This is a genomic window from Aquibaculum sediminis (assembly GCF_040712085.1).
GTDB classification, from domain to species: domain Bacteria; phylum Pseudomonadota; class Alphaproteobacteria; order Kiloniellales; family DSM-21159; genus Aquibaculum; species Aquibaculum sediminis.
The window spans coordinates 134,545-161,364 of record NZ_JBFCVK010000005.1 but is presented as its reverse complement, the minus strand read 5'-3'; the positions used below and the strand labels follow the sequence as shown (position 1 = coordinate 161,364).

Sequence of the window (26,820 nt, the reverse complement as noted above, 5' to 3'; positions counted from 1 at the left end):
CGACGTTCAGTCCATGCCGACCATGGCCCGAACCTCCGTCGGGCTGCGGCCGGCTGCGCGCAGGGCCTTCAGAGAGAGGGAGTCGTGCCGCTTGGCCAGGCGCTTGCCGTCTGCGTCGGTGATGAGGCGGTGGTGATGCCAGCGCGGCACGGGCAGATCGAGCAGCGCCTGCAGCAGGCGGTGCATATGCGTGGCGTGGAACAGGTCCACACCCCGCGTCACCAGCGTGATCTCCTGCGCCGCATCGTCCACCACCACGGCCAGATGGTAGCTGGTCGGGATGTCCCTGCGGGCCAGCACCACATCGCCCAGGAGTTCGGGCCGTGCCACCTGTTCGCCCTCGTCAAGGTCCAGCCAGGTGAGGGGTCCGCTGCGCTGCCGGGCCTGCTCCACGTTCAGTCGCCAGGCGTGGCTTTCGCCGGCGGCAAGTCGCTCCTGCCTTTCGCTGTCGGAGAGGCCGCGACAGAGACCGGGGTAGAGCGGCCCGTCGGGGCCGTGCGGCGCGCTGTCGGCCCGGGCGATTTCTTCCGCGATGGCGCGCCGGGTGCAGAAGCAGGGATAGACCAGGCCCAGCGCGCGCAGGCGCTCCAGGGCATCGCGATAGGCCGGAAAGCGCTCGGACTGCCGCAGCGGCGGTTCCTCCCAGCGCAGTCCCAGCCAGGCCAGGTCATCCAGGAGCGCGGTCTCGAATTCTGCGCGGCAGCGGCCCCGGTCGATGTCTTCCAGGCGCAGCAGAAAGCGCCCACTCTGCGCGGTCCGGGCGGCAAAGAGCGCGGAAAAGGCATGACCCAGGTGCAACTGGCCGCTGGGCGAGGGCGCGAAGCGGGTGGTCTCGGGCATGGCCCCGACATAGCGAGCGGCGGCTGCAGCGTCCAGCGCCGCGGCAGGTCCGCCGCGACAGGGCCGGGTGGTTTCGTCTAAACTGCCTGCATGAGACAGATCGAACGCATTACCGAGGAAACGCTGTCCGCGGCCGTGGAGCAGTTGGCTGCCATGGACGGCGACTTTGCCCGCGCGCTGGAGCAGGCGGGTTCGCCGCCCCTGCGCTACCGGCCGCCGGGTTTCGAGACGCTGTTGCGCATCATCGTGGCGCAGCAGGTCTCGCTCGCCTCCGCGGCGGCAATCTGGAGCCGTCTCGAGGCGCTGGCAGCGCCTTTGGAGCCGGAACGCCTGCTCACCTTCGATGAGGACAGCCTGCGCGGTGCCGGGCTGTCGCGCCAGAAGGCGCGCTATGCCCGCTCGCTTGCGGAGTTGCTGCAGAGTGGTGAACTCGATCTCGCGGAGCTCGATGCCCTGGATGACGAAACCGCCGTTGATCGTTTGGTGCAGGTCAAGGGCCTCGGGCGTTGGTCGGCGGAGTGCTATCTGCTCTTCTCCCACGGTCGGCCCGATGTCTTCCCCGGGGAGGATGTGGGCCTGATGCTGGGGCTGCAGAATCTGCGCGGCCTGGACGAGCGTCCTAATGGCAAGGCGCTGCGTGCGAGCGCGGAGGCTTGGAAACCGCTCCGGTCTGTGGCGGCCAGGATGCTGTGGCACTATCGGCGCTACGCCATGCTGCCGGCCGGGGCGGAAGGCTCCGGGGTGGCTTGACGCCGGCTGCGGGCTTCGCCACACGAAGGCGCAGCGTGCGACCCGCCTCCGATCCGATCCACTTCAGCGAGATGTTTCATGACCCCTTCGATAGAGCTCACCGGCCCCCGTCACGAGCCGGCCAGCGGCGGCAAGGCCGACAGCCTGGTGGTTTTCCTGCACGGCCTGGGGGCCGACGGGAACGATCTCATCGGCTTGGCGCCGGTGCTGGCCCAGCTCTTCCCGGACACGGCCTTCGTCTCTCCCGACGCGCCGCAGCCCTGTGACATGGCGCCCATGGGTCGGCAGTGGTTCAGCCTGCAGGATCGCTCTCCCGCGGCCATGCTGGCCGGTGCGGAAAGTGCGCGTGCGGCGCTCGACGTTTTCCTGGATGCGGAGCTCAAGCGCCACGGGCTGGACGCAAGCCGGGTCGCCCTCTTCGGCTTCAGCCAGGGCTGCATGATGGCGCTGCACACCGCCCTGCGTCGCGACAAGCCGCTTGCCGGCATTGTGGGCTGTTCCGGGCATCTGTTAGCGCCCGAGCGCCTGGCAGACGAGATCGCCGCGCGTCCGCCGGTGCTGCTGGTTCACGGCGAGGCGGACGAGGTGGTGCCCTTCACCGCCATGGGCGCGGCGGAGCAAGCCTTGCGCGCGGCCGAAGTGCCGGTGGAAGCCCATGCCCGGCCGGGGCTGGGGCACGGCATCGATCAGCCGGGGCTGGAGTTGGCGGCGCGCTTCCTGCTCAAGGTGCTGCGGGAGGGCTGACGCGGCGGCTTGGGCGGCTCTATGAAGACTTTGTGACCGGCGTCACAACATCTTGTGGATAATCGAGTAGCGGGGTAAGAAAACAAGGTCCGGCGATTTTTTGGCCGGGCAGAAGCAGGAGGAATCTGCGTGGCCACGGCCGAAAGTTTTCCTGCCCTTGTACTCAATGCGGATTTTCGTCCCTTGAGCTACTTCCCCCTGTCGCTCTGGGGCTGGCAGGATGCGATCAAGGCCGTCTTCCTCGAGCGGGTGAACATCGTCTCCGAGTACGATCGGGAGGTGCACTCGCCCAGCTTCGCCATGCGCCTGCCCAGTGTCATTTCCCTCAAGGAATATGTGCACCTCGATCGACGCCCGGCCTTTACCCGCTTCAACGTCTTTCTGCGTGATCGTTTTCGCTGCCAGTACTGCGGCGATAACTATCCCTCCGAAGATCTGACCTTCGACCACGTGCTGCCGCGCTCGCGCGGTGGGCGCACCACTTGGCAGAACGTGGTCACCGCCTGCCAGGACTGCAATCTGGAAAAGGGCAGCAAACTGCTGCGCGAATGCGGCATGACCTTGATGACCGAACCGGTGCCGCCCAGCACATTTCGGTTGCAGGAGAACGGCCGCGGCTTTCCGCCGGGCTTTTTGCACGAAAGCTGGTCCGACTTCCTCTACTGGGACTCCGAACTGGAGGCCTGAGTCCGGGGCTTATACCCGCTTGCTCAGCCAGATCGCCGCGCGCGAGCCTGCCTTGATCAGGCCGGAGAGCACCTCGTAGCCCGGGGTCCGCTCGGCTTCGTGCTCCAGGCCGATGTCGCGGTGCTCCAGTTCCTCGGCGCGGAAGCGCTCGATGGTCTCGCGCAGCTCCGACTCTTCCGGGGCATTCTCCAGCTCTTGCGCCTGCTCGGCATAGTGCTCGTCGATCACCTCCTCGATGGCGACGGTGCAGGCCATGGCAGCCCGCTCGCCCATCATGGCGGTGGCGGCACCGAGCGCGAAGCCGGCCACGTGCCAGACCGGCTGCAGCAGGGTGGGGCGCACGCGGCGTTCGGGCAGCAGGGTTTCGAAGGTGCGCAGATGCTCCACTTCCTGCTCGTGCATGTGGCGCAGCACCGGCCCGCTCTTGCCGCTGCCCAGGACCGCAAGCTGACCCTCATAGATGCGCTTGGCCCCGTACTCGCCGGCATGGTCCACGCGCAGCAGGCGTTCCAGCCGCTCTTGCGGTTCCAGATCGCCGGGACGATAGGCGCGTCGCGGCGCCTTGCTCTTTGCGGTGTCTGGGGCGTCGGGCTCGCTCATGCCGTTCTCCAGCGTCGGGCTGCTCCGCCCAGGACCAGCAGGCCGAGGGCGAGGGAGAGCAGGAAGTTGTAGCCTGCCATGGAAATTCCCAGGAAGGACCAGGGCACCTCGTCGCAGCGGACCACGGGAGCGGACTCCAGGGCGCTGCGCAGTTCATCGATGCTGAGGCCGTCGAAGGCCGGGGCCGAACAGCCTGCGGGGCCGGGCCACCAACCCTGCTCGATGCCCACATGATAGCCGGCGATGCCAGCCCCTGTCAGCAGCGCCAGCCCGGCCAGACCTGTCAGCAGCAGCCTGAGCTGTCCGGCGCTGAGCAATGCCAGCAGCGCAGCCAGCAGGGCGCCGACGTGGGCATAGCGCTGGTCATGGCACAGCGCGCAGGGTGCCAGGTCCATGCCGTACTGGAAGAAGAGTGCGCCCAGCAGGGCACCGCCGCTGCCCAGCAAGACGAGCAGCGGCAGCAAACGGGTTAGGGTGGCCGTAGGCTTCATGCGGGAGAACATAGGCCCTGGCGCGGCCGCTCAAAAGACATAACGCAGGGCCAGAAAGCCGCCGAACAGGAGAACGAAGAAGAGCGCCGTCAACTGCGGCAGCCAGGCTTCGATGAAGCGGCGGATCGCCGGACCGAACCAGTAGAGCAGCGCTGCGACCAGGAAAAAGCGCCCGGCGCGGGACACGAGGGATGCCAGCGCGAAGACCCAGGGGTCGAGGTTGGTGGCGCCGCTGGCGATGGTGATGACCTTGTAGGGGAAGGGCGTGAAGCCGGCGCCGGCCACGATCCAGGCGCCCCATTCATTGTAGGCCGCGGCGAAATCCGCGAACTTGCCGGCATAGCCATAGAACTCGAGCACCGGCCTGCCCAGCGTCTCGAAGAGGCCCCAGCCGATGCCGTAGCCGAGGAAGCCGCCGAGCACCGAGCCGGCGGTTGCCACCAGGGCGATCAGCCAGGCCTTGTCGCGTGCCGCCAGGATCATCGGAATGATCAGCACGTCCGGAGGAATTGGGAAAACCGAGGCCTCGATCGCAGCGATGAGGAAAAGCACGGCCAGCGCATGACGATGCGCCGACATGCGGAGCGTCCAGTCGTAGAGGCGGCGAAGCGGGCTCAAATTACGGTGTTCCCGAAGGCATCGAAGGGCGTGCGTTCAAGTAACAGTCGCGACGAAGGGCGTCCAGCAACCCGATGGGCTGCCCTCCGAAGGCAAGGCATGTCGGCAGTCTGTTGATGACCCTGGGCGCCCGCCGCGCTACGAAAGCAGGGTAACGAAAAAGGGAGGCCGTTCGTGAGCCAGTGGACGTCGTATGACGAGGACTTCGAGCAGCGGGTACGCGACTCCTTTTCCCGTCAGCAGATCATGGCCACCTTGGGCGCGCGCCTGACGGAGGTCGCCCCGGGCGAGGTGGCCATCGCGCTGCCCTTTTCGGAGCATCTGGCGCAGCAGCACGGCTTCTTCCACGGTGGTGTCCTCTCCACCATCGCCGATTCTGCCGGTGGCTATGCGGCCTACAGCCTCTACCCGCCGGAGGCCTCTGTGATGACGGTGGAGTTCAAGATCAACTTCCTCGCCCCGGCTGACGGCGAGGCCTTGCGTGCGCTGGGCCGTGTGATCAAGCCCGGCCGGCGCCTGACCATCTGTGACGTGGAGGTCTATGCCTCCAAGCAGGGGCGCGAGAGCCTCTGTGCCAAGATGCAGCAGACCATGATGCGCATCGAAGGCCATCCCGGCATCCAGCGCGCCGGTTGAGAGCAAGGGCGCCAGCCCGAAAGGAGCGAGCATGATCCCCAATCGTCTGCCAAGCCTCAACTTCGATCTCGGTGAAACGGCCGACATGCTGCGCGAAAGCGTAACCGGCTTTGCCGCCGAGGAGATCGCGCCGCTCGCCGCCGAGATCGACCGCGAGGACCGCTTTCCGCGTCACCTCTGGCCGAAGATGGGAGACCTGGGCCTGCACGGCATCACCGTGGAGGAAGACTACGGCGGCTCCGGGCTCGGCTATCTCGAGCACGTGGTGGCCATGGAGGAGGTCAGCCGGGCCAGTGCTTCGGTGGGTCTGTCCTACGGCGCGCATTCCAACCTCTGCATCAACCAGATCCGCCGCAACGGCACCGAGGAGCAGAAGCGCCGCTATCTGCCGAAGCTGATCTCCGGCGAGCACGTCGGCTCCCTGGCCATGAGCGAGCCGGGAGCCGGCTCCGACGTGGTCTCCATGAAGACCCGGGCCGAAAAGAAGGGCGACCGCTGGATCCTGAACGGCAGCAAGATGTGGATCACCAACGCCAGCGAAGCAGAGACCCTGGTGGTCTATGCCAAGACCGATCCCGAGGCCGGCCCGCGCGGCATCACTGCCTTCCTGGTGGAGAAGGGCTTCAAGGGCTTCTCCATCGCCCAGAAGCTGGACAAGCTCGGCATGCGCGGCTCGCCCACCTGTGAACTGCTGTTCCAGGACTGCGAGGTGCCCGAGGAGAACGTGCTGGGCGCCGTGGGCAAGGGCGTGAACGTGCTGATGAGCGGTCTGGACTATGAACGCGCCGTGCTGGCCGCCGGGCCGGTCGGCATCATGCAGGCCTGCATGGATGTGGTCGTGCCCTACGTGCACGAGCGCAAGCAGTTCGGCCAGGCCATCGGCGAGTTCCAGCTGGTCCAGGGCAAGCTGGCCGACATGTACACGACGATGAATGCCTGCCGGGCCTATGTCTACGCGGTGGCCAAGGCCTGCGACCGCGGCGAGACCACGCGCAAGGACGCGGCCGGCACCATCCTCTATTCGGCGGAGAAGGCGACGCAGATGGCGCTTGATGCCATTCAGATCCTCGGCGGCAACGGATACATAAACGACTATCCCACCGGCCGTTTGCTGCGCGACGCCAAGCTCTACGAGATCGGTGCCGGCACCAGTGAAATCCGACGCTGGCTTATCGGGCGTGAGCTCTTTGCCGAAAGTGCTTAAAGCGCGATAGGATGCGCCAAGTATCATTCATCGGACAAAAACAAGCACCGGACAGAGGAGGAAGAAGGCATGGCGGAGAAGATCGAGAAGGCAGTGCTGGTTGGACTGGGCGCAATGGGGCTGGGCATGGCCCGCTGTCTGCGCAAGGCCGGCATTCCCACGACCGGCGTCGATATCGTGGCTGAACGGCTTGAGGCCCTGGGTGATCCCGTATCCAACTCGGCTGGTGCCGCCTGCGATGGGGCCGACCTGCTGATCCTTGTGGTGGTCAATGCCGGCCAGGTGGAAGACCTGCTCTTCGGCGCCGAGAACTGCGCGGCCCGCCTGGCGCCCGGCGCGACGGTCATGGTCTGCAGCACCGTGCCTCCCTCCTACTCGCGCGAGTTGGGCCGGCGTCTCTCGGAGATGGGCCTGCAGCACCTCGATTCCCCGATCAGCGGCGGCAATGTTCGCGCGGACGAAGGCACCATCACCGTCATGGCCTCGGGCTCGCCGGCGGCCTTCGACAAGTGCGAGGCGGCCATGGAGGCGATGGCGGGCAATGTCTTCCGCTTCGGGGAGGAATCGGGTCAGGGCTCCTCGATGAAGTTGGTCAACCAGGTGCTGACCGGCGTCAATCTCTGCGCCGCCGCCGAAGCCATGTCCCTGGCGGCGAAGCTGGGTCTGGACCTGCAGCAGGTCTATGACGTGATTACCACCTCGGCGGCGAACTCCTTCATGTTCGAAAACCGCATGCCCAACGTGATCGCTGGCGACACCCATCCGCGCAGTGCGGTGGAGATCTTCGTCAAAGATCTGGGCATCGTCACCGACACGGCGCGCGAGCAGCGCTTCCCGGCACCGCTCTCGGCTGCGGCGCTGCAGCAGTACCTCGCGGCCGCGGGCATCGGGCTCGGACAGTGCGACGATTCCACCGTGGCCCGCGTTTATGCCAGCCTCTCGGGCGTCAAGCTGCCCGGCATGGACAAATAGCCCGGAGCTCCATGACAGGCGGCAGCTAAGGGGATAGGCTCGCCGCCTGTTCCACCCGCAGGCACGAGGAGGTCTCTTGCCAAGCGTTGTCGTTACCGGAGCGAACCGAGGAATTGGCCTTGCTCTGACGCGCGGTTTCCTGGCCGACGGCTGGCAGGTGCACGCCTGCTGCCGGCATCCCGAGAAGGCGACGAAGCTGCGCGCTCTGGAGGGCGATCTGTCCCTGCATCGGCTGGAGGTGACCGATGCGCTGCAGGTTTCCGCCCTGGCCCGCAGCCTGGCCGATCAACCTGTCGACCTGCTGATCAACAACGCCGGTTCGCGTGGGGCTCGTGCGCGCCTGGGCGCGGTGGACTACGACAGCTGGGCTCGGGTCATGGCTGTGAACGTCATGGGCCCCTTGCGCATGACCGAGCAGTTCGCCCCCTTGGTTGCTTTGAGTGAGCGGCGCCTGATCGTCAACGTCAGCTCGGTGATGGGTTCCATTGCGCGCAACAGCGGCGGCGATGATTACCTCTATCGCAGCAGCAAGGCGGCCCTGAACATGGTGACCCGCAGCCTTGCGGTCGATCTTGCCGCGCAGGGGATCACGGTGGTCTCGGTGCATCCCGGCTGGGTCAGCACGGACATGGGCGGGGCGTCGGCACCCCTGACAGCCGACAGCTCGGCTGCGGACCTGCGGAGCCTGTTCGAGCGCCTGCAGCCCGCAGACAGCGGCGGGTTTTTCGACCATGATGGGAGCGTCATCCCCTGGTGAGGGGGCGCAGGCAGGGAGGGCCGCCATGCTGTTGAGCGAAGAACAGGCAATGATCCGGGAAACGGCTCGGACCTTCGCCCGCGATCGCCTGGCACCCTTCGCCGCCGAGTGGGATCGCGAAAGCCGCTTTCCGGCCGAGGCGCTGCAGGAGATGGCGGCGCTGGGCTTCATGGGCATGACAGTGCCCGAAGCCTGGGACGGCGCCGGCGCGGACACCTTGTCCTATGCAGCGGCCTTGATGGAGATCGCGGGCGGCGACGGCTCCTGCTCCACCATCATGAGCGTGCACAACTCCGTCGGCTGCCTGCCGGTGCTGCGCTTCGGCAGTGAGGAGCAGAAGGAACGCTTCCTCAAGCCCATGGCCCGCGGCGAGGCGCTCACAGCCTTCTGCCTGACCGAGCCCCAGGCAGGATCGGATGCCGCGGCGATCAAGACCCGGGCGCGCCGGGAGGGCAACAAGTGGATCCTGAACGGGACCAAGCAGTTCATCACCTCCGGCCGCAACGCCAAGCTGGCCATCGTCTTCGCGGTGACCGATCCCGAAAAGGGCCGTAAGGGCATCTCCGCCTTCATCGTACCCACCGACAGCCCCGGGTGGACAGTGGCCGGGGTCGAGAAGAAGTTGGGCCAGCGCGCCTCCGACACCTGCCAGATCGTCTTCGAGGACCTGGAGCTCACGCCCGACTTGATGCTGGGCGAGGAGGGCGAGGGCTACCGCATCGCGCTCGCCAACCTTGAGGGCGGGCGAATCGGCATCGCCGCCCAGTCCGTGGGCATGGCGCGCGCTGCCTACGAGCATGCCTGTGCTTATGCGCGGGAGCGTGAAAGCTTCGGCAAGCGGATCGTCGAGCATCAGGCGGTGGGATTCCGACTCGCCGACATGGCCACCAAACTCCACGCTGCCGAGCTGATGACGCTGCACGCTGCCGCACTGAGAGACGCGGGAAAGCCCTGTCTGCGCGAAGCCGCCATGGCCAAGCTCCATGCCTCCGAGATTGCCGAGGAGGTCTGCTCGGCGGCCATTCAGGTTTTCGGTGGCTATGGCTATCTGGAGGACTTCCCCGTCGAGCGCATCTATCGCGATGTGCGGGTCTGCCAGATCTACGAAGGCACCAGTGACATCCAGCGCTTGATCATCGCTCGGCAGATCGCCGCGGAATAGCCAGTATTAATAGGCTTTTGCGGGAGCTGGCCGGCCGGCCGAAAGATTTCCCTTGCGGTGGGGGCTGAAGCGCCTATCTTAGCCTAGTCATTCTGCTTCTGATCTGCCGACCCGTTCTACCCTCTGGGTTCTCGATCGCGCTTTTCCCAGAGACAGTCTGATGCGCCGCTAACGGTGTTACGGCGCAGTTTAACTCGATGAACGGAGGACGGCATGCCTGTTGGTACCGTCAAGTGGTTTAATAGCACCAAGGGTTATGGTTTCATTCAGCCGGACGCCGGCGGACCGGACGTTTTCGTCCACATTTCCGCCGTTGAGCGCGCTGGCATGAACAGCCTGGCCGAAGGTCAGAAGGTTTCCTACGAAGAGCAGGTTGATCCGCGTCGTGGTAAGTCTTCGGCGGAGAACCTCAAGGCAGCCTGAACCGGCTGACTTGGCGTAACAAGGAAAGGGCGTCCGTTTCGGACGCCCTTTCTGATTCCGGGCCAGAGGACGCGCTCAGGGAGCCTGGGCGCCCGTCGCGGCCACGAAGACGGAATAGAGCGACTCCGTGGCGGTGATGAAGAGGCGGTTGCGCCGCGGACCGCCGAAGGTGAGGTTCGCCACCAACTGGGGCACCAGGATCTTGCCCAGCAATGTGCCGTCCGGAGCGAAGCAGTGGATGCCGTCCCGGGCGCTGGACCAGAGATTGCCCTGGGTATCCAGGCGAAAGCCGTCGGGTATGCCGGCATCGATTTCCGCAAAAGCCCGCCCATTGCTCAGCGTGCCAGCCTCGTTGACGTCGAAGGCCCGGATGTGCCGCGGCGCCTGTTCGTCGTGACTGGCGGCTGAATCGGCCACGTAGAGAATGCGCTCGTCGGGCGAGAAGGCGAGGCCGTTGGGCTGGCCGAAGTCGTCGCACACAACGCGGCAGGCACCGCTGTCAGGATCGATGCGGTAGACGTTGTTGCTCGTCTGCTCCGGATCCGCCTTGTAGCCCTCGTAGTCGGAGAGGATGCCGTAGGTCGGATCGGTGAACCAGATCGAGCCGTCGGAACGCACCACCACGTCATTGGGCGAATTGAGCCGCTTACCGTCATGGCAATCGGCAAGCACGGTCACGCTGCCATCGATCTCGGTGCGGGTGACCCGCCGGGTGCCGTGCTCGCATGACACCAGCCGCCCTTGCCGGTCGCGGGTGTTGCCGTTGGTGAAGTTGGAGGGCTGGCGAAAGACGGAAACACCCCCCTCTGGTTCCCAGCGCAACAGCCGCTGATTGGGAATGTCGCTGAACAGCAGCTGGTTGGCATCGCTGAACCAGACCGGCCCCTCCGCCCAGCGGCAGCCACGATAGAGCTCCTCCAGGCGCGCATTGGGCAGGACGAGGTAGCGAAAGCGCGGGTCGTGGACCTCGTATTCAGGAAAGTCGGCCATGGCTGAAAGCGTCCGTTGCGAGAAGGATCAGGGAGAGGAAACCTGGCGCCGGCTGGCGAGCAGGATGACGGCGATGATGATCACGCCGGTCATGATCATCCGGAAGCCCGCGCCCAGGCCGTAGGTGTTGAGCATGGACACCACCAGGAACATGAAGAGCGAGGCGCCCCAGATGCCCGGCACGTTCGAGTAGCCACCGGCCACCGAGGTGCCGCCGATCACCACCACGGCAATCGACATCAAGAGGTACTCGGCTCCCATGTTGAGGGCAGCGCCGCCGGAGAAACTGGCGAGGAGATAGCCGGCGACCGACGCCAGCACGGCGCAGATCACGTAGGTGAGCGCGCGCGCGCCGTCGACCGGGATGCCGGCCATGCGCGCCGCCGCCATGCTCTGGCCGATGGCGGTGATCCAGCGGCCGTAGAGGCTGCGTTCGAGCAGCACCCAGGCGCCCAGGGTGATGAGCAGCGCCACCAGCGCGACGTTCGGAATGCCGAGCGGGCTGGAGGTGGCGAACTCAGCCAATGCCGGCGGCGGCTTCACGCGCAGGCCGCGATTGGTCCAGATCGCCGTCGACTGCACCAGAAAGCTCATGCAAAGCGTCGCAATGATCGGCGGGATGCGCAGCAGCTTAATCAGCGCGTAGTTCGCGCTGCCCACCCCGATGCCGATGCCAATGGCGATCAGCAGGCCGGGCAGGATCATGGTGTTGTCGACCGCCATGACCTTCAGGGCCACGGTTCCGGCAAGCGTCATGGTGGCGGGAACGGAGAGATCGATGTTGCCGGGCCCGAGCGTGATCACCAGCATCTGACCGGTGCCGACGATTACCGCAAAGGAGGCGAAGGTGAAGGCGGCATGGGTGAGGCCACGCGCGCTGGTGCCGCCGGTGACGGAAACGGTGAGGATCCAGACCAGCAGCGCGGCCACGAAGGCCCAGATCCAAGGCTTCTGCAGCAGTTTCGCGGCGCGCGTCATGCCCGACCCTCCCGGCGTTCCAGGCGGTTGAGGAACAGCCTGAGCGCCAGCACGATGATGAGGATGGCGCCTTGGGCGCCGATCTGCCAATCGGGCGAGATCCGCATGAAAGAGAGAAAGGATGCGGCAAGCGTGAGCGTCAGGGCGCCGATAACCGCCCCGACCGGGGAGACACGCCCGCCCACGAACTCGCCGCCGCCGAGAATGACCCCGGCGATGGACAGCAGCGTGTAGCGCAGCGCTATGTTGGCGTCGGCGGAGGTCGTCAGGCCCACCAGGGCGATGCCCGCCGCGACGGCGAAGGTCCCGGCCAGGGCATAGGCCGCCGTCTTGGCCCAGAGTACCGACCAGCCGGCGCGCTCCACCGAGCGCTCATTGCCACCGACACCGCGGATCAGCACGCCCAGCGACGAGCGGGTGACGATCAGGTGCGCGATCAGCGCGATGATCACGCTGGCAACGATGGCCATGGGCACCAGGGGCGGCTTGGTGGTCATCAGCGAGCGTGCCCAGTCCGGCGGCGATCCACCCGGGGCCGGCAGCAGCAGCACGGCCAGGCCGGTCCACACGAAGCTCATGCCGAGCGTCACCACGATGGAGGGCAGGTTACGCAAGTGGATCACCGCACCGATGGCCGCATAGGCCGCAATGGCTGCGAGCAGGATGAGCACCCCGAGCAGGGGCGTGCTTTGCAGGAAGGTGGCGCTGACGCAGGCAGCGAAGCTGACGAAGGCGCCGATGGACAGGTCAAGATTGTTCACAGCCAGGATGAACATCTGGGCCAGGGTCGCCAGCGCGATGGGCACGGCCAGATTGAACAGCAGGTTCAGGCCCATGTAGCTCATGGCCCGCGGCTGCAGCCAGAACACAGCAGCCAGCAGGGCGGTCAGCGCCAACGTGGGCACCACAAGGCGCATTGCGTCGACGGAGGGTCTCAGGCTCATGCCGCCTCTCCCTGGAATGAGGCGGCAAGAATGTTGGCCTCGTTGATCTCCTCGCCCACCAGCTCGGCGACGATCTCCCCCTCCCGGAAGACGTAGACTCGATCGCAGAGGCAGACCTCTTCGGTTTCCGTGGAGTACCAGACGAAGGTCCGCTCGCCGGCGGCCTCCTCGCGCAGGATCTGATAGACCTCGCGCTTGGTGCCGACGTCCACGCCGCGCATGGGATCGTCCATCAGGACGACCGGCGCCCGGGTGGCAAGGGCGCGGGCGAAGAGCACCTTCTGCTGATTGCCGCCGGAGAGCGAGAGGATGGGGTTGTTCATGTCCTGGGTGCGGATCTCGATGCGCCGCTTCCAGCCGTCGCCCTTGTCAGCCACCGCAGAGTCGTTCACCAGGCCGCGGCGGGTCAGATCGCCCAGCGAGGCGACGGCGAAATTCTCCAGGATGCTCCAGAGGTGGAAGATGCCGTTCACCCGCCGGTCGCCGGCAACGAAGGCAACGGCCGGGTCGCGCAACGGCAGCCAGTCACCACTGCGCTGCCGGTAGAGTTCCAGCAGCATCTCGGTCTGGCCATGGCCGCTGAGCCCGGTCAGCCCGACCAGTTCACCGCGATGGGCGCGGAACGGCAGGCCGCGCCCGCGCTGCTCAAGCATCACCGGGGCCGAGGAGAGGTCGCGCCTGGCCTGGGCGGCATTTTCGGGCTTCGCGACACTGCCCATGGCCTCGAACAGGCTGTCGGCGGTGAAACCCCCGGCCGGTCGCTCGGCGACGACGTGGCCGTCCTTCATCACCACCACGCGGTCGGAGGTGGAGAGAATCTCGTGCAGGATATGGGATATGAAAATGACCGAGCCGCCGGCGTCCACGAAGCGGCGCACCTGCGCCAGCAACTGCCCGGCCAGGGTGGCATCGAGGGAAGAGGTGGGCTCGTCCAGGATGACCAGCCGCGGCGGCGCGCCGGCGTCGGAGAAGGCCATGGCGATTTCCGCCATCTGGCGCTGGGCGATCGAGAGGCTGCCGACCGCGGCGCGGCTGTCGATGCCATGGCCCGGAAAGATCCCATCGAGGCTTCGCTCGATGATGCGCCGCGCCGTGCCGCGCCAACCAAGCCCGCGACCGCTCCCGAGCTCGCGGTGGACGATCCGCGTGTTCTCGATGACCGTGAGATTGGGGCAGAGCGAGAGCTCCTGAAAGACGCAGCGCACGCCGAGTGCGTGGGCGGCCTTGATGCCGTAGCGCTCCACCGGCGCGCCATCCGCCCGCAGCGTGCCCTCATCGGGTGTGAGCGCACCGTTGATCACGTTGACGATGGTGGACTTGCCGGCGCCGTTGTGTCCGACAAGCCCCACGCATTCGCCGGGACGGATGTGCAGGGTGGCGCCATCCAGCGCTTTCACGGCGCCGAAGCGCAGGCGAGCCTGCTCCACTTCGATCAGGGGCGGGGCTGTGTCCGGGGTCATGCGCTGCCTTGTCGTGCGAAAGGCCCGCACGGCCCGTGGCAGGCCGTGCGGGCGCAAGCAATGCGCCGATGCGTTACTGGGCTTCGGCGATCACGTCCTGAGCGTCTTCGAGGGTATACTCGACGTTTGCTACGCCGCCTTCCTGGGTGTTGGCCAGGTTTTCCTCGAGGTTGTCCTGATCGATGCGCAGGAAGGGCACGGTCAGGTCCTTCGGCACCTCGGCGCCGTCGAGCACCTGCTGGGCCACCCAGAAGGCCAGGGTGGACACGCCCGGAGCAATGGAAACCGACATGGTCTCGTAGCCGTTGGCGTCCTTCTGCTCCTTCCACCAGGTCAACTCGTCGTGCCGGTTGCCCATGACAATAATCGGCATCTCACGGTCGGTGGCGGCGAAGGCCTGTGCGGCGCCGTAGCCGTCACCGCCCTGGGTCACCACGCCGACGATCTCGGGCAGGCTGGGCAGAATGCCGGCAACCGCGCGCTGCGCCACGTCTTGGGCCCAGTCGCCATGCACCGAGCCGGCGATCTCGAACTGCGGGTGCTCCTCCACGCCGGCGTGAATGCCGGCGGAGATCTCGTCGTCCACGAAAACGCCAGCCAGGCCGCGGATTTCCAAAAGGTTGCCACCATCGGGCAGCCGTTCCGCCAGATAGGCGACCTGATCGGATCCCATCTGGTGGAAATCGACCGCGATCCGCCAGGCGCAGGGCTCGGTGACGACACCATCGAAGGACACGACGACGATCCCGGCATCGCAGGCTTCCCGTACCGCGCCGTTGAGGCCGGTGGGCGAGGCGGCATTGATCACAATGGCGTCGTAGCCCTGCAGGATCAGGTTCTGAATCTGTGCCGCCTGCTCGGTCACCTGGTTCTCAGCCGTGGTGAAGGCATCGGCAGCGGCGACAACGCCATCCTCGACAGCCGGCCCGGTCACCGTTTCCCAGCTGGTCAGCATGGCCTGGCGCCAGGAGTTGCCGGCGTAGTTGTTTGACAGCGCGATGCTCTTGTCGGACGTGTCAGCCTGGGCAGACAGGGGCATGGCCAGGCACAAACCGGCTGCGCCGGCCAGCAGCAAACTGTGTCTCTTCATCTCTCGCTTTTCCTCCCTGGGTGGCCCACCTGACGTGTGCGCGAGCCTTGTTGTCGCGGCGCCAAGGGGCAGGCGAGGGCGCCGGCGTCTGCGATTGCAGCCCGTCCCCTCATTGGCAGGCAGGATGGAATAGGCTATCGGGCCTGTACAGGCGCATAACGGCAAAGACGCTGCGCCTTTTGGCGCAATCCTTGCGGGATCACGCAAGACGGACCGGCGGGCGGCAGCGCTTACTGTCGGTCTCTGGCATTCGCGGGAGAGGAAGCTTTGCGATGAACGCGCTTGCCCGGCGCTCGGCCGGTGTCGGACGGAACCAGGAGAGTGCGGCGCACCGCAGGTCGCGGGTGGCGCCGTCGGCCTTGATCGACCACTACCTCGAAATCTCCCGCCTGCTGGCCGGGCAGCTGGATCTGGGCTCTGCCATCCACACCGTCTCTGCCGAGGTCGCGCATATCCTGCCGCACGACCACCTGGATGTCTGCCTCATGACCCCGGAGGGCGCGTGCCACACCGCCTATGAAACGGGGATCCGCACCCTCTGGAGCGAGATGCAGGCCGAGCCTGTGGCGCACAGTCCGATCCGCTCCTTGCTGTGGGGCGAAGTCGAGCACCTGCTGACCGACGATGCCTGCCAGGACCCGCGCTTTCATTTTCCCGGCGCGCTGACCCGCCCGATTCTTGAGCAATCGCTGCGCAGCCGGGTCCATGTGCCGATGAAGGTGCAGGGCGAGATCATCGGCGCCCTATCCTGCTCGTCGCGCGAAGGCAATCTCTACGGCATGGAGGAGGTGGCCTACGCCCGTGCCGTGGCCGATCTGCTTTCACCCTATTTCTTCGCATTGCAGGCGGCCGAGCGTGCGCAACGCTCCGCCATCGTCGAAGCCGAGGTGCGCGCGCGTGAAGAAGGCTTGCGCCTGGGCGCGCTCAAGTTGACCGAAGCCCTGGAGCAGGAGCGCCAGCGTATCGGCATGGACCTGCACGACCAGACCCTGGCCGATCTGACGCGCCTCACCCGGCGGGTCGAAAGCCTGTCGCGCACGGGTGATATCACCGCCGAAGCGCTGGAGCCGCTCAGCCGCAGCCTGCAGGACTGCATGCAGGATCTGCGCAACATCATCGAGCAGGCGCGGCCTTCGGTGCTCCAGCTTTTCGGTCTGGCGCAGGCGGTGGAGAACCATCTGGAGCGCTCGGTGCGGGACAGCGGGCTCTCTGTCACCTGGGAGGTGACGGACGAAACGGACGGCGCCTGCGACAGCCTGGATCCCTCGGTCGGAATCGCGCTCTTTCGCATCGCGCAGGAGGCGATCAACAATGCCGTGCGCCACGCCGGACCAGCCCATATCCGCGTGCATCTCTCGCTGCGCTCGGAAGGACTGACGCTGGACATTCTGGACAACGGCGAGGGGGCCGGGGCTCAGCAGCGCCGCCAAGGTGGCGGCATCGACAACATGATGACGCGGGCCCGGCTGATCTCGGCGCGCTTTTCCCTGTCCTCCGGCCCCCAGGGACAGGGCACTCAGGTGCGTGTGGTGCTGCCACCGCCGGCGGCAGCGGGAGGAGGCGCAGCATCGTGAAGATTCTCATCGTCGAGGACGACCCCCTGCACCGGGCCTATCTGAACGAAGCGGTGAGGGCGGCACTCCCTGAATGCGAAAGCGTAACGGAAGCGGAGCACGGAACCCAGGGCGAAGAACTGGCGCGCCAGTACGGCTTCGAGAACATCGTCCTCGACCTGCAGATGGTGGTGCGCAACGGCATCGAGGCGGCGCGCACGATCTGGAAGGAGCGGCCCGAGACCCGCATCCTCTTCTGGTCCAACTACTCGGACGAGGCCTATGTCCGCGGCGTCTCGCGCATCGTGCCGGACGGTGCCGCCTACGGCTACGTGCTGAAGTCTGCCTCGGACGAGCGGCTCAAGCTGGCACTGCGCTCCATCTTTATCGAGAGCCAGTGCGTGATCGACCGTGAAGTGCGGGGCATGCAGCAGAAAAGCCTGGGGCAGGCGCGTGGTTTCACCGATGCGGAGTACGAGATCCTGGTGGACATCGCGCTCGGCCTTACCGACCGGGCGATCGCGCGCCGGCGGCACCTCTCCCTGCGCAGCGTACAGAACCGCCTGCAGCAGCTCTATGACAAGCTGGAGGTCTATCACCTCCCCGGCCAGGAAGAGGGCCGCTTCAACCTCCGCAGCCGCGCCGTTACGGTGGCCATGCTGCGCAAGCTGCTGAACTACAGCGCCCTGGAGAAGGCGGAGAGCGAACTGCAGGAGTGGCTCGGGCGGGGGTAGAAAGCAGGGACCGGTGAACCGAGAAAGCCCGCTTCACAGTTGGTGGCAGTCAAAAAATTCTCTATGGGTGCAGATTGCCATATTACAGCAACTTTGTGTAATGTGCGGGACACTTAGAGGGTACATCGCACTAAGGTAGTTTATCCAGTGGGGGGATGAAGGATGGGGTCCGGAAAGCGCGCGCTGTTATACACGGCGGCCGTGGCATTGTGTCTCTGTGGCACGGGAGAAGGTCTGTTTGGTCAGCAGGCACAAGCGCAAGATGCAGTCTATGGGCCGGGACTGCAGTATGCCGCAAATGGCTATCTGATCGACGAAGCCTATACGCTGGTTGACGATGACTTCCTGGCCTTGATGGAACAGGAAATGCGCCAGTCGCCGGAGGCGGTAGCGGACATTGCAGCGCGCGCGAAGGAACTGCGCCCCTATCTCGAAGCAACCATCGATCAGATCGCCGTGGACGTGGCGGGGCCAGGCGCTCTGGCAGGCGGCGCTGGCGCGGTGTCCAGCACAGCGCTCGTCGCCGGAGGGCTGGCCGTAGCTGCCGGCGTCGGTGCGCTTGCCATCGCCGGTGGTGGCGGTGGTTCGAGCGGCGGATCGGACGACAACGATGACGATCAGGACGAGCCAGAGGAACCGGAGGAACCTGAAGAGCCAGAGGAACCTGAAGAACCGGGAGAGCCCGAAGAACCCGTCGAGCCGCCGGAACCGACTCCCGATCCGCCAGCCTATTATGAAACGCCCGAATATGATGCGGCCGATGGCGGCTATGGGGGGCATGCGCTCGTGCACGCATCTTCCGCCTACGCCCGTGGTTTCACGGGAGAGGGTGTGGTCGTTGCGGTGGTGGATACAGGGCTGGATCTGAACCATCCGGAATTTGCAGGGAAGATCGTCGCCCCCTACAACGCTTTCCCGGATGTCGACGAGGTGGAAGATCTGAACGGGCACGGAACCCATGTTTCGGGCATCATAGGTGCGCACCGGGATGAGCGGGGTATGCACGGTCTCGCATACGATGCTCGGATAATGCCTATCGTCGCCTTCGACGCAGATGGCAACGGCGCAGACCTTGGTCCAACCGCTTGGCGTTATGCGTTGGAGCAGGGAGCACATATTGTTAATAACAGTTGGGGGTATTCGCAAGATTCTATAAATGTATTGAATACGCAATCAGAATGGGAATCGATGATCCCGGATGAAATTGAGGTTGCGCATCAGTTAGTTGAAGCAGGTATTATTTCCGTATCTGCAACAGGTAATGAAAGTCTGACCGAGCCGAGTATCCCTGCGGCTCTGCCTCACTATTTCCCAGAGTTAAAAGGCTATTGGGTGGCGGTTGGCTCGGCCGAGCAAGTGGGCGAAGACATCGTGCTTGCAAGCTACTCGAACGCCTGCGGCCAGGCTGCGGAATGGTGTCTCGTGGCGCCGGGCAGCAATATTTACTCCACAATCCCGAGCGATGTGCCGGGCGAAGCGACCTACGGCAACATGAGTGGCACTTCCATGGCCTCGCCCTACGTGTCCGGGGCAGTGGCCATCCTCAAGCAGGCTTTTCCCTACCTCGAGGCGCCGGAGATACTCGAGATACTCTTTGAGTCTGCCACGGATCTTGGCGATCCGGCGCTCTACGGCCATGGCCTGCTGAACCTGGAGCGGGCGACCCAGCCTCTGGGCGAGGTCGCGGTGCCGACTTCGAACAGCATCAATGGCGGCAGCATCAGCCTCGATGCCACGGCGCTGCATGCCTCGCCGGCGTTTGGCGATGGCATTGCGCTGGCGCTGCAGGACGAGGCCGTGCTGGGGCTCGATGCTTACAATCGTGGCTTCGAGTTCGACATGGATCAGCTGACCACCGGCAAGCCGAAGGAGACGGCCCGTGATGCCCTGCATCGCCTGAAGCTCTTCGGTGGCGTGGAGGAGCGCTCGGTTCGCACGATCGAGCAGGGTCCCTTCTCCATTACCTCGGCCACGCGCTTGAATGCATCGGACCCGGGCTTAGGTTCGAGCCCCTATTCGCGCATGTCCTTTGGCTTCTCCAGTGGCAGCAGCGAGATCGAATTCTCGCTCAATCCCCACGTCGGGCGCAGCTTCGGCCTGCGCGAAGAGGGCTTCGCCGGCGTGCCCATGGTGGAGGGCGAAGCTTTCGATCAGCCCCACCTGGGCTTGATGCAGTCGGGCTATGGTTCCACCGTGGGCTTTGCGGTCGGCCGGGAATCGGCCTTCCGCCTGGGCGTCTTCACCGGCGAGATCGATAATGATCGGGTTTCCGTCTATGAATCACCGCCAAGCGTTACCGGCGCAATCGGTGAGTTCAAAACCAGCTTCACCGACAGCGGGTCCGTGTCGATTGCCTTGGGCGCGCTATCGGAGAAGGGCTCCCTGCTGGGCACGGTCTCGAAGGGCGCCTTCGGTGAGAAGACCCGCTCGGACACCCTCTTCGCCAATCTTGGCGCCAGCTTCGATATCACACGCACGGCCAAGCTGACCTTCAGCGGGTCCCTGGGCCAGACCTCCTTCACCCAGGACGGCATGGTCGAAGGCGGTAGCGGGATCATCACCAGTTCCTTCGGCGTCGGACTGTCGCAGCGGGAACTCTTCGCCGATGACGATGCCTTCAGCATTGCCGTGTCCCAGCCGCTGCGCGTGGAAAGCGGACGTGTGGATCTCAACGTCCCGAGCAGTCGCAATATGGACGGGAGTATCGGCTATCGGCGACTGCGCCTGAATCCGCAGCCGAGCGGGCGAGAGATCAACCTGCAGGCGGCCTACGGATTCACGCCATTCGAGGGCGCTCGGGCATCGGTTGGTGCGATGCACCGTCTACAGCCGGGCCACGTGGCCGGCCGCTCTGCGGACACCATCGGCTTGGCGACCCTGTCCTTTTCCTTCTGAGGTCGGGTCGTGGGTGACTTCAGGCGACGGCTGTTTTCGAGTAGCCTGTAGCCCAAGCACGGTAAAAGGGCGGTAGGTGCAAGCCGGTCTTGTACCTGCCGCCCTGCTTGCCGTGGCCTGCCACTGCCTGGAAGAGCAACAATGGAAGAGCGCGACCAGCGTCAGGCCCTGATCGACGCTTGCCTCGACATGAACGTCAGCGGTCTCAACCAGGGAACCTCCGGCAATGTCTCGCTGCGCTGGGGCGAGGGCCTTTTGATCACACCCAGCGGTCTGCCCTATGAGCGCCTGCAGCCGGAGGACATGGTGTTCCTGCGCTTCGACGGCAGCCACGAGGGCCGTCACCCCCCGTCCAGCGAGTGGCGCTTTCATCGCGACATTCTGCGCGCGCGTCCCGAGGTCAACGCGGTGGTTCACACCCATTCGCCCTATGCCACCATGCTGGCAATCCAGGGGCGCGATATCCCCGCCATCCACTACATGATCGCCGCCGCCGGCGCGCCCACCATCCGCTGCGCGCCCTACGCCACCTTCGGCACCGAAACCCTGTCGCAGCACGCCCTCGCGGCCCTCGACGGACGCCTGGCCTGTCTGCTCGCCAACCACGGCATGATCGCGCTCGGCCCGAGCCTGGAGCGGGCGCTCTGGCTCGCCGGCGAGGTGGAACTGCTGGCGCGGCAGTATGTCGGCACCCTGCAAATCGGCGGCCCAACGATCCTTCCCGACGCGGAGATCGAGAGGGTGATGGAGCGCTTCAAGTCCTACGGCCCGCGAGAGTCGTCCTGACTCAGATGAATTGCGCTCTTCGCTGAGTGTGCAGTTCGGTCAGTGCGCGACAAAAGGATCAGCCGTTTCGCTCTGCCACAACAGTTCGAAGAAGCGGCCCCCTTCGACCAGGGCCCACACCGCTTCGATGTCCGGCGTGAGGGGGCGGTCTTCGCGGAGCATGGGGACCTGCTCGCGGATCAGTGCGTGGGCCTCATCCAGGCGTGGGGATGTGGTCAGGGGCGCGCGCAGGTCGAGGCCCTGGGCGGCGGAGAGAAGTTCCACGGCAAGCACGCGCCCGGCGTCCTGAGACAGTGGGCCGAGGCGGCGTGCGCCGTGGGTGGCCATGGAGACGTGGTCCTCCTGATTGGCCGAGGTGGGCAGGCTGTCGATGCTTGCCGGGTGCGCACGCAGCTTCACCTCGCTGGCCAGCGCAGCGGCCGTCACCTGCGCGATCATGAAGCCGGAGTTGAGGCCGGGTTCCGCCACCAGGAAGGGCGGTAGGTTGCTGAAATTGGCGTCGGTCAGCAGGGCAATGCGCCGTTCCGCGAGCGACACTGTTTCCGCCAGCGCGATGGCGATGATGTCGGCGGCCATGGCCACTGGCTCCGCGTGGAAGTTGCCGCCGGAGAGAATCTCGCCGCTATCGGGAAAGACCAGCGGGTTGTCCGATACGGCATTGGCCTCGCGTGACAGCATGGCGGCCGCCTGGCCCAGGAGGTCCCAGGCCGCGCCCATGACCTGGGGCTGGCAGCGCAGGGAGTAGGGATCCTGCACCCGGTCGCACTCAAGGTGCGAGCCGCGGATCGCGCTGCCGGTGAGCAGTTCGCGCAGCCAGCCCGCCACGGCGATCTGACCCGGATGGCCGCGGATGGCATGGATGCGCGCATCGAAGGGGGCGTCGCTGCCAAGGGCGGCATCGGTGGTCATGGCACCGCCGACGATCGCTGCGGCGAAGACGTCGAGCCCGCGGAAAAGGCCGTCCAGTGCGAGCGCGCAGGAGACCTGGCTGCCATTGAGCAGGGCAAGCCCTTCCTTGGCGGCAAGCTCAAGCGGCTCGAGACTGAGTTCCGCCAAGGCCTCTGCCGCTGGCAGACGCCGGCCGTACAGCAGCAGTTCGCCTTCACCCATCAAGGGGGCCGCCAGGGCCGCCAGGGGAGCGAGGTCGCCGGAGGCGCCTACGGAACCCTGAGCCGGGATCACCGGCAGGGCGTCAGCGTTCAGCAGCGCGAGCAGCCGGTCCACGGTCTCCAGGCGTACGCCGGAGTGGCCGCGGCCCAGGGAACCCAGCTTCAGGAGCAGAATGAGGCGCACCACACGCTCCGGCAGCGGGTCGCCGACACCGGCCTGATGCGAGCGCACGAGGCGGCGCTGCAACTCCGCCACCTGTTCGCGGGGAATGGATTCGCGGGCCAGGCTGCCGAACCCGGTCGAGATGCCGTAGACGCGGCGCCCCTCGGCGACGATCTGTGCCACCGTTTCCGCCGCAGCTGCGATGCCGGGGCGTGCCGCCGTGTCCAGCTCAACCGGACGCGAACGGCGCCAGAAGGCATGGAGGTCTGCCATGGAGAGCGTGCCGGGACGCAGCAGGAATGTCTCATCGATCACGGTGCGGGCCTCCATCGCAACTTGTCTATACAAGCTGTAACACCGCTGCTCGCAGGGTGGAAGAGCCATGCGAATTCCGCGGTTCCGGTTGCGTGTCCATCTATTGTGCCGAGCCGCCGCATGCGGCAGCTTCTCGGCAGTCAGCGGATTGTGAGAGGCGGCAATGAGCGAAAAGGTTCTGTTGATCCGGCACATGCCAAACGAGCGCGAGGATCGCGTGACCCAGGGGCTGCGCAGCCGAGGCTTTGCCCTGGACACATGCTACGTCGCCGAGGGTCAGCCGCTTCCTGATCCGTCGCGCTACGCGGCAACGGTGATCTACGGTGGTGTGCAGATGGTAGAGCAGGCAGAGCACCTGTCCTACCTGCGCGACGAACTGGCCTGGATCGAGGGCTGGCTGCAGCAAGACAAGCCGCTGCTCGGCATCTGCCTGGGCAGCCAGCTCCTGGCGCACACGCTGGGCGCCTCGGTGGGCCCGCACCCTGAAGGCATGAGTGAGATCGGTTTCTATCCCATTGCCCCGACAGCGGCCGGCCGTGACCTGATCCCGCCGGATCTCATGGTCTATCATTGGCACCTGCAGGGTTTTGCCGCACCGGACACGGCCGAGTTGCTTGCCACCGGCCAGCACTTCGAGAACCAGGCCTTCCGCTATGGCCGGGCTTTCGGATTGCAGTTCCACCCTGAGATCACCGAGGAGATCCAGGCCGGGTGGCTGCGCGAGGCGGCGCATATGCTGGACAATCCCGGGGCCCATGCCCGGGACCGGCAGCTTGCGGATCGCGACGTGCATCTGGAGCCGCTGGGTGACTGGCTTTCCACCTTTCTCGACCGCTGGCTGGCCGATGCACCGGCGCTGACCCAACCCGTGGCGTGATCGGTGATCTTTCCCGGAGGCCTACGCTGGCTCACTTTCGGATTCTGCGCGCTGCTGCTCGCGGCCTGCGAAACGGCGAGACCGCCGCTGGACGCGCCGCCGGTGCCCTATCCGGAAAGCCTGCGTGAGCGGCTGGTCGAGCAGGCCGAGCGGGAATGGCGGGCCTTCGGTGGGGGCATCACCGACCTGCGCGGGCCCGAGCGGGAGGAACTGCGCCCGGCACTTTCAGAGGACGACCCCCGTGTCTTCCATCTGGTCCAGGGCTACTGGAATGCCGTGCGCGAGGAGCGGGACACCTGGCCCGCGTACATTAAAAGCCAGCGCGCGCGCTATCGCGAAGCGGATGCGGAGGTCTGGCGGCCGCTGCCCTGGTCTGCAGCTTTCATCTCCTATCTCATGCGCAGCACCGGTGTCGATCGCTCTGACTTCTACTGGAGCGCCGCTCACAGTTACTATCTCGACCACGCCATTCGCATGCAGCAGCGCTGGGGAGGGAGGGCGCTCTACACGCCGATGGATCTGGAAACCCACCGTCCCGAGCCGGGTGATTTGCTCTGTGCCGACCGTTCCCGGCCTGCCGATGCGCGGCTGCAGCGGGTGGCGCAAAGGGTGGACGAGTTGGGCGAATTCCGGGGTATGCATTGTGACCTGGTGGTGGCCCGCCACAGTCGGCGCCTGGCGCTGATTGGCGGCAACCTGGGCAACGCCGTGCGGATGATCTACCTGCCGCTTGATGCGGAGGGGCGGGTGCCCCGGGGACTGGGGGGCTCTTCAGGTCAGCCGGCGCCCTTCGTGGTTCTGCGGCTCAACCTCGTCGATCAGGATGCGCCGCCCTCGCCAGTACTCACGTTGTCCTCGGCGAAGTAGCGTCCCGGCGTCACCCCGAAACTCCGGCGGAAGGCGGCGATGAAGGCGCTCGGTCCGTCGTAACCCACATCGAGCGCGACGGAGGTCACCGCCTGGCCCTGCGCCAGCAGTGGCAGCGCAGCCAGCAGGCGCGCCTGCTGGCGCCAGGCGGCGAAGCCCATGCCGGTTTCCTCCTGGAAGCGTCGGGCAAGCGTGCGAGGCGAGGCGCCCACCAGCCGACCCCAATCGGCGAGCTCACGGCGATCCGCCGGCTGTTCCCGCAAGGCGGAGCAGATGCGCCGCAGGCCCGGATGCTGTGGCTCGGGCAGGTGCATCGGGGCCTCCGCACCGCAGTGCAATTCATCCAAAAGCACCGCGACCAGCCGTGCGGCGGGTCCCTCCCGGGTGGCCTCTGCCGGCAGGGTCATCAGGCGCAGAACCAGCGCGCGCAACAGGGGGGTGACGCTCAGCACCTGGGGGCGCCGGGGCCGATCGGCTGCAATGCTTTCATCCAGATAGAGTGTGCGCAGCTGCACGGGCCCGTGCATCTTCAGCGCATGGCTTTCGCCGGCGGGCACCCAGACGGCCCGCTGCGGCGGGACGACCCAAAGGCCGGAGCGCGTGGTGACCGTCATCACACCGCTGGTGGCGAAGACCAGTTGGGCGCGGCGATGGCTGTGCAGACCCGTGTCCCAGCCGGCTGGATAGTCCCGCGCATAGGGCTGCACCGGCCCGGGGCTGCCGGCGATCAGCCGCTGCAGCGCGGCGCGGTTCTGCGGGTAGTCTGGCGCAGTCTGTCCGTTTCTCGACATAGTATGGCAGAGTAGCGCGAGACTGCCGGTGATGCGATGCCTATCCTGCACGGATTACGAGTCTATCGTCTGCCGGCCCGGTTAGCCGGCCGTGTGTGGAGTGCTCGATGTCTGCCTCGCGCCTTCGTTTTCTGTTCCTCAATGTCGGTCACGCCTACGACCACTTCTTCATGCTGATCTATCCCACGGTGGCGGTGGCGCTGGAGTTGAGCGGCGAGGGCTTCTACGGCGACCTGCTGATGCCCGCCACGGCGGGGTTCATCGCCTTCGCGGCTTTCACCTTGCCGGCCGGCTGGCTTGGTGACGTCTGGAGCCGGCGCAACATGATGGCGCTGATGTTCCTGGGCCTGGGTGCCTCGTCCGTCTTCACGGCGACGGCCAGCAGCACCTGGCATCTGGCCGCAGGCCTTTTCTGCATGGGCGCCTTTGCCGCCATCTATCATCCCGTGGGCATCGCCATGGTGGCTGAAAGCCAGGAGAGGGTAGGGCGCCTGCTCGGCATCAATGGGGTCTGGGGCAATATGGGAGTGGCCGCGGCACCAATCCTGACCGGCGCGCTCACCGTCTGGCTGGGGTGGCAGGCCGCCTTCGTTGTGCCGGGTGCCCTGGCTATCATCACTGGACTGGCTTTCCTCCTGCTGGTTCCCGATGAAGTGGCCGTGGTCAAGCGCCGTCGGCCGGCGGCGACAGCGGGCGCTGCACCGCGGCGCGACCTGTTGATCCGTGTTTTCAGCTATCTGGCCATTTCCTCGCTGTTGGGCGGGGTGATCTTTGCCGTCCTGACCATCGTCATGCCGAAGATCGTGGAGGCCAACTTCGCGGCGCCGGACTTGGGCGGGCTCATCGGTGCGGCCGGCCTTGCCTCGCTGATCTTCGCCGGCGCTTCCATGACGCAGCTTGTGACCGGACCCGCGGCCGATCGCTATTCGCCGCGCGTGTTGATGCTCCTGCTGGGCGGTGTGCAGGTGCCCCTGCTGCTGTTGCTGCTGGTCAGCGATGCCTGGGCGGCCATGGCGGTGGCGCTGGTCCTCATGATCGCGACCTTCGGCATCATCCCGATCCAGGACGCCATCGTCGCCCGCTACGCAGCCGCCCACTGGCGTGCCCGGGTCTACAGCGTCAAGTACGTGCTCTCCCTGGGCGTCAGCGCCACGGCCGTGCCCTTGGCGGCCTGGGGCTACAGCCCTGACGCCGGCTTCAATCGGCTCTATGTCGTTTTGACGTTCTGTGCGCTGGGCGTCGTGGCCGCCGCCCTGCTGCTGCCGCGCCCGCAGAGACTGGGCGAAGAGGCCGTGCAGGCCGCCGAGTAGTCGATTTCCGCTATGGCGCTTTTCGCGTCCTGCCCGTCGGTCCTTGGACTGTGCGGGTTGCAGGGGGCGGTTAG

At 66.0% G+C, this 26,820-nt stretch carries 27 protein-coding genes; 16 read left to right on the top strand and 11 right to left on the bottom strand.

Annotated features, from left to right (window positions below):
• Positions 1-6 precede the first annotated feature (6 nt).
• Positions 7-840: a tRNA glutamyl-Q(34) synthetase GluQRS gene (gluQRS, locus tag ABZ720_RS09635; protein ID WP_366555309.1), complete on the bottom strand. Its 834-nt coding sequence runs from the start codon at positions 838-840 to the stop codon at positions 7-9.
• A gap of 90 nt (positions 841-930) precedes the next feature.
• Between gluQRS and ABZ720_RS09630 the strand changes: the two genes are divergently transcribed.
• From ABZ720_RS09630 to ABZ720_RS09620, 3 genes are all read left to right on the top strand, one after another.
• Complete coding sequence (locus tag ABZ720_RS09630) at positions 931-1,590, top strand: DNA-3-methyladenine glycosylase family protein (protein WP_366555308.1); 660 nt, start codon at positions 931-933, stop codon at positions 1,588-1,590.
• Between the two features lie 78 nt (positions 1,591-1,668).
• Positions 1,669-2,334: an alpha/beta hydrolase gene (locus tag ABZ720_RS09625; protein WP_366555307.1), complete on the top strand. Its 666-nt coding sequence runs from the start codon at positions 1,669-1,671 to the stop codon at positions 2,332-2,334.
• Between the two features lie 129 nt (positions 2,335-2,463).
• Positions 2,464-3,021, top strand: coding sequence for an HNH endonuclease (locus ABZ720_RS09620; protein ID WP_366555306.1), 558 nt, complete (start codon positions 2,464-2,466; stop codon positions 3,019-3,021).
• Between the two features lie 9 nt (positions 3,022-3,030).
• On the opposite strand, the gene ABZ720_RS09615 is transcribed toward ABZ720_RS09620, so the two are convergent.
• Genes ABZ720_RS09615 through ABZ720_RS09605 form a run of 3 tightly spaced genes read right to left on the bottom strand, consistent with a single transcriptional unit; the run spans position 3,031 to position 4,730 of the window.
• Complete coding sequence (locus ABZ720_RS09615) at positions 3,031-3,621, bottom strand: demethoxyubiquinone hydroxylase family protein (protein ID WP_366555305.1); 591 nt, start codon at positions 3,619-3,621, stop codon at positions 3,031-3,033.
• A complete protein-coding gene (locus ABZ720_RS09610; protein WP_366555304.1) occupies positions 3,618-4,112 on the bottom strand; it encodes a disulfide bond formation protein B in 495 nt (164 codons plus the stop codon). The genes ABZ720_RS09615 and ABZ720_RS09610 overlap by 4 nt, the downstream gene beginning before the upstream one ends.
• A gap of 30 nt (positions 4,113-4,142) precedes the next feature.
• Positions 4,143-4,730, bottom strand: coding sequence for a YqaA family protein (locus ABZ720_RS09605; protein WP_366555303.1), 588 nt, complete (start codon positions 4,728-4,730; stop codon positions 4,143-4,145).
• 174 nt (positions 4,731-4,904) lie between these two features.
• Here ABZ720_RS09605 and ABZ720_RS09600 point away from each other — a divergent pair, with 174 nt between their 5' ends.
• The 6 genes from ABZ720_RS09600 (at position 4,905) to ABZ720_RS09575 (ending at position 9,884) form a co-directional block, all read left to right on the top strand.
• A complete protein-coding gene (locus ABZ720_RS09600) occupies positions 4,905-5,366 on the top strand; it encodes a PaaI family thioesterase (protein WP_366555302.1) in 462 nt (153 codons plus the stop codon).
• 31 nt (positions 5,367-5,397) lie between these two features.
• Positions 5,398-6,570: an isovaleryl-CoA dehydrogenase gene (locus ABZ720_RS09595; protein WP_366555301.1), complete on the top strand. Its 1,173-nt coding sequence runs from the start codon at positions 5,398-5,400 to the stop codon at positions 6,568-6,570.
• A 69-nt stretch (positions 6,571-6,639) separates the two neighbouring features.
• Complete coding sequence (gene ltnD / locus ABZ720_RS09590; protein ID WP_366555300.1) at positions 6,640-7,542, top strand: L-threonate dehydrogenase; 903 nt, start codon at positions 6,640-6,642, stop codon at positions 7,540-7,542.
• Positions 7,543-7,618: 76 nt separating this feature from the next.
• Positions 7,619-8,299, top strand: coding sequence for an SDR family oxidoreductase (locus ABZ720_RS09585; RefSeq protein WP_366555299.1), 681 nt, complete (start codon positions 7,619-7,621; stop codon positions 8,297-8,299).
• Positions 8,300-8,324: 25 nt separating this feature from the next.
• The gene (locus tag ABZ720_RS09580) at positions 8,325-9,461 is read left to right on the top strand and encodes an acyl-CoA dehydrogenase family protein (RefSeq protein WP_366555298.1); all 1,137 of its coding nucleotides are present in this window, start codon (positions 8,325-8,327) and stop codon (positions 9,459-9,461) included.
• A 213-nt stretch (positions 9,462-9,674) separates the two neighbouring features.
• Positions 9,675-9,884 carry a cold-shock protein gene (locus tag ABZ720_RS09575; protein ID WP_366555297.1) on the top strand — a complete coding sequence of 70 codons (210 nt, stop codon included), beginning with the start codon at positions 9,675-9,677 and terminating at the stop codon, positions 9,882-9,884.
• A gap of 75 nt (positions 9,885-9,959) precedes the next feature.
• Here the strand turns inward: ABZ720_RS09575 and ABZ720_RS09570 are convergent, their stop codons facing one another.
• The 5 genes from ABZ720_RS09570 to ABZ720_RS09550 all read right to left on the bottom strand — a co-directional run bounded on the left by ABZ720_RS09570 (position 9,960) and on the right by ABZ720_RS09550 (position 15,346).
• Positions 9,960-10,874 carry an SMP-30/gluconolactonase/LRE family protein gene (locus ABZ720_RS09570; RefSeq protein ID WP_366555296.1) on the bottom strand — a complete coding sequence of 305 codons (915 nt, stop codon included), beginning with the start codon at positions 10,872-10,874 and terminating at the stop codon, positions 9,960-9,962.
• 27 nt (positions 10,875-10,901) lie between these two features.
• On the bottom strand, positions 10,902-11,852 hold the full coding sequence (locus ABZ720_RS09565; RefSeq protein ID WP_366555295.1) for an ABC transporter permease: 951 nt from the start codon (positions 11,850-11,852) through the stop codon (positions 10,902-10,904).
• Positions 11,849-12,796, bottom strand: coding sequence for an ABC transporter permease (locus ABZ720_RS09560; protein WP_366555294.1), 948 nt, complete (start codon positions 12,794-12,796; stop codon positions 11,849-11,851). The genes ABZ720_RS09565 and ABZ720_RS09560 overlap by 4 nt, the downstream gene beginning before the upstream one ends.
• The gene (locus ABZ720_RS09555) at positions 12,793-14,256 is read right to left on the bottom strand and encodes a sugar ABC transporter ATP-binding protein (RefSeq protein ID WP_366555293.1); all 1,464 of its coding nucleotides are present in this window, start codon (positions 14,254-14,256) and stop codon (positions 12,793-12,795) included. The genes ABZ720_RS09560 and ABZ720_RS09555 overlap by 4 nt, the downstream gene beginning before the upstream one ends.
• Before the next feature lie 73 nt (positions 14,257-14,329).
• Entirely contained in the window at positions 14,330-15,346 is a 1,017-nt protein-coding gene (locus ABZ720_RS09550) for an ABC transporter substrate-binding protein (protein ID WP_366555292.1), read from the bottom strand.
• Positions 15,347-15,618: 272 nt separating this feature from the next.
• On the opposite strand from ABZ720_RS09550, the gene ABZ720_RS09545 reads away from it, so the two are divergent.
• The 4 genes from ABZ720_RS09545 (at position 15,619) to ABZ720_RS09530 (ending at position 21,314) form a co-directional block, all read left to right on the top strand.
• Entirely contained in the window at positions 15,619-16,920 is a 1,302-nt protein-coding gene (locus ABZ720_RS09545; RefSeq protein WP_366555291.1) for a GAF domain-containing sensor histidine kinase, read from the top strand.
• On the top strand, positions 16,917-17,633 hold the full coding sequence (locus tag ABZ720_RS09540; protein WP_366555290.1) for a response regulator: 717 nt from the start codon (positions 16,917-16,919) through the stop codon (positions 17,631-17,633). The genes ABZ720_RS09545 and ABZ720_RS09540 overlap by 4 nt, the downstream gene beginning before the upstream one ends.
• A 162-nt stretch (positions 17,634-17,795) precedes the next feature.
• The gene (locus ABZ720_RS09535) at positions 17,796-20,528 is read left to right on the top strand and encodes a S8 family peptidase (protein ID WP_366555289.1); all 2,733 of its coding nucleotides are present in this window, start codon (positions 17,796-17,798) and stop codon (positions 20,526-20,528) included.
• Positions 20,529-20,669: 141 nt separating this feature from the next.
• On the top strand, positions 20,670-21,314 hold the full coding sequence (locus ABZ720_RS09530; RefSeq protein ID WP_366555288.1) for a class II aldolase/adducin family protein: 645 nt from the start codon (positions 20,670-20,672) through the stop codon (positions 21,312-21,314).
• Between the two features lie 39 nt (positions 21,315-21,353).
• Here ABZ720_RS09530 and hutH read toward each other — a convergent pair whose 3' ends face one another.
• Positions 21,354-22,898 carry a histidine ammonia-lyase gene (gene hutH / locus ABZ720_RS09525; protein WP_438264089.1) on the bottom strand — a complete coding sequence of 515 codons (1,545 nt, stop codon included), beginning with the start codon at positions 22,896-22,898 and terminating at the stop codon, positions 21,354-21,356.
• Between the two features lie 166 nt (positions 22,899-23,064).
• Between hutH and ABZ720_RS09520 the strand changes: the two genes are divergently transcribed.
• The gene (locus ABZ720_RS09520; protein WP_366555287.1) at positions 23,065-23,778 is read left to right on the top strand and encodes a glutamine amidotransferase-related protein; all 714 of its coding nucleotides are present in this window, start codon (positions 23,065-23,067) and stop codon (positions 23,776-23,778) included.
• A 3-nt stretch (positions 23,779-23,781) separates the two neighbouring features.
• Complete coding sequence (locus ABZ720_RS09515; protein ID WP_366555286.1) at positions 23,782-24,645, top strand: DUF2272 domain-containing protein; 864 nt, start codon at positions 23,782-23,784, stop codon at positions 24,643-24,645.
• Here the strand turns inward: ABZ720_RS09515 and ABZ720_RS09510 are convergent.
• Positions 24,597-25,436 carry an AraC family transcriptional regulator gene (locus ABZ720_RS09510; RefSeq protein ID WP_366555285.1) on the bottom strand — a complete coding sequence of 280 codons (840 nt, stop codon included), beginning with the start codon at positions 25,434-25,436 and terminating at the stop codon, positions 24,597-24,599. The genes ABZ720_RS09515 and ABZ720_RS09510 overlap by 49 nt on opposite strands.
• A gap of 107 nt (positions 25,437-25,543) precedes the next feature.
• Here ABZ720_RS09510 and ABZ720_RS09505 point away from each other — a divergent pair, with 107 nt between their 5' ends.
• A complete protein-coding gene (locus ABZ720_RS09505) occupies positions 25,544-26,746 on the top strand; it encodes an MFS transporter (protein ID WP_366555284.1) in 1,203 nt (400 codons plus the stop codon).
• The last annotated feature ends 74 nt before the right edge of the window (positions 26,747-26,820 follow it).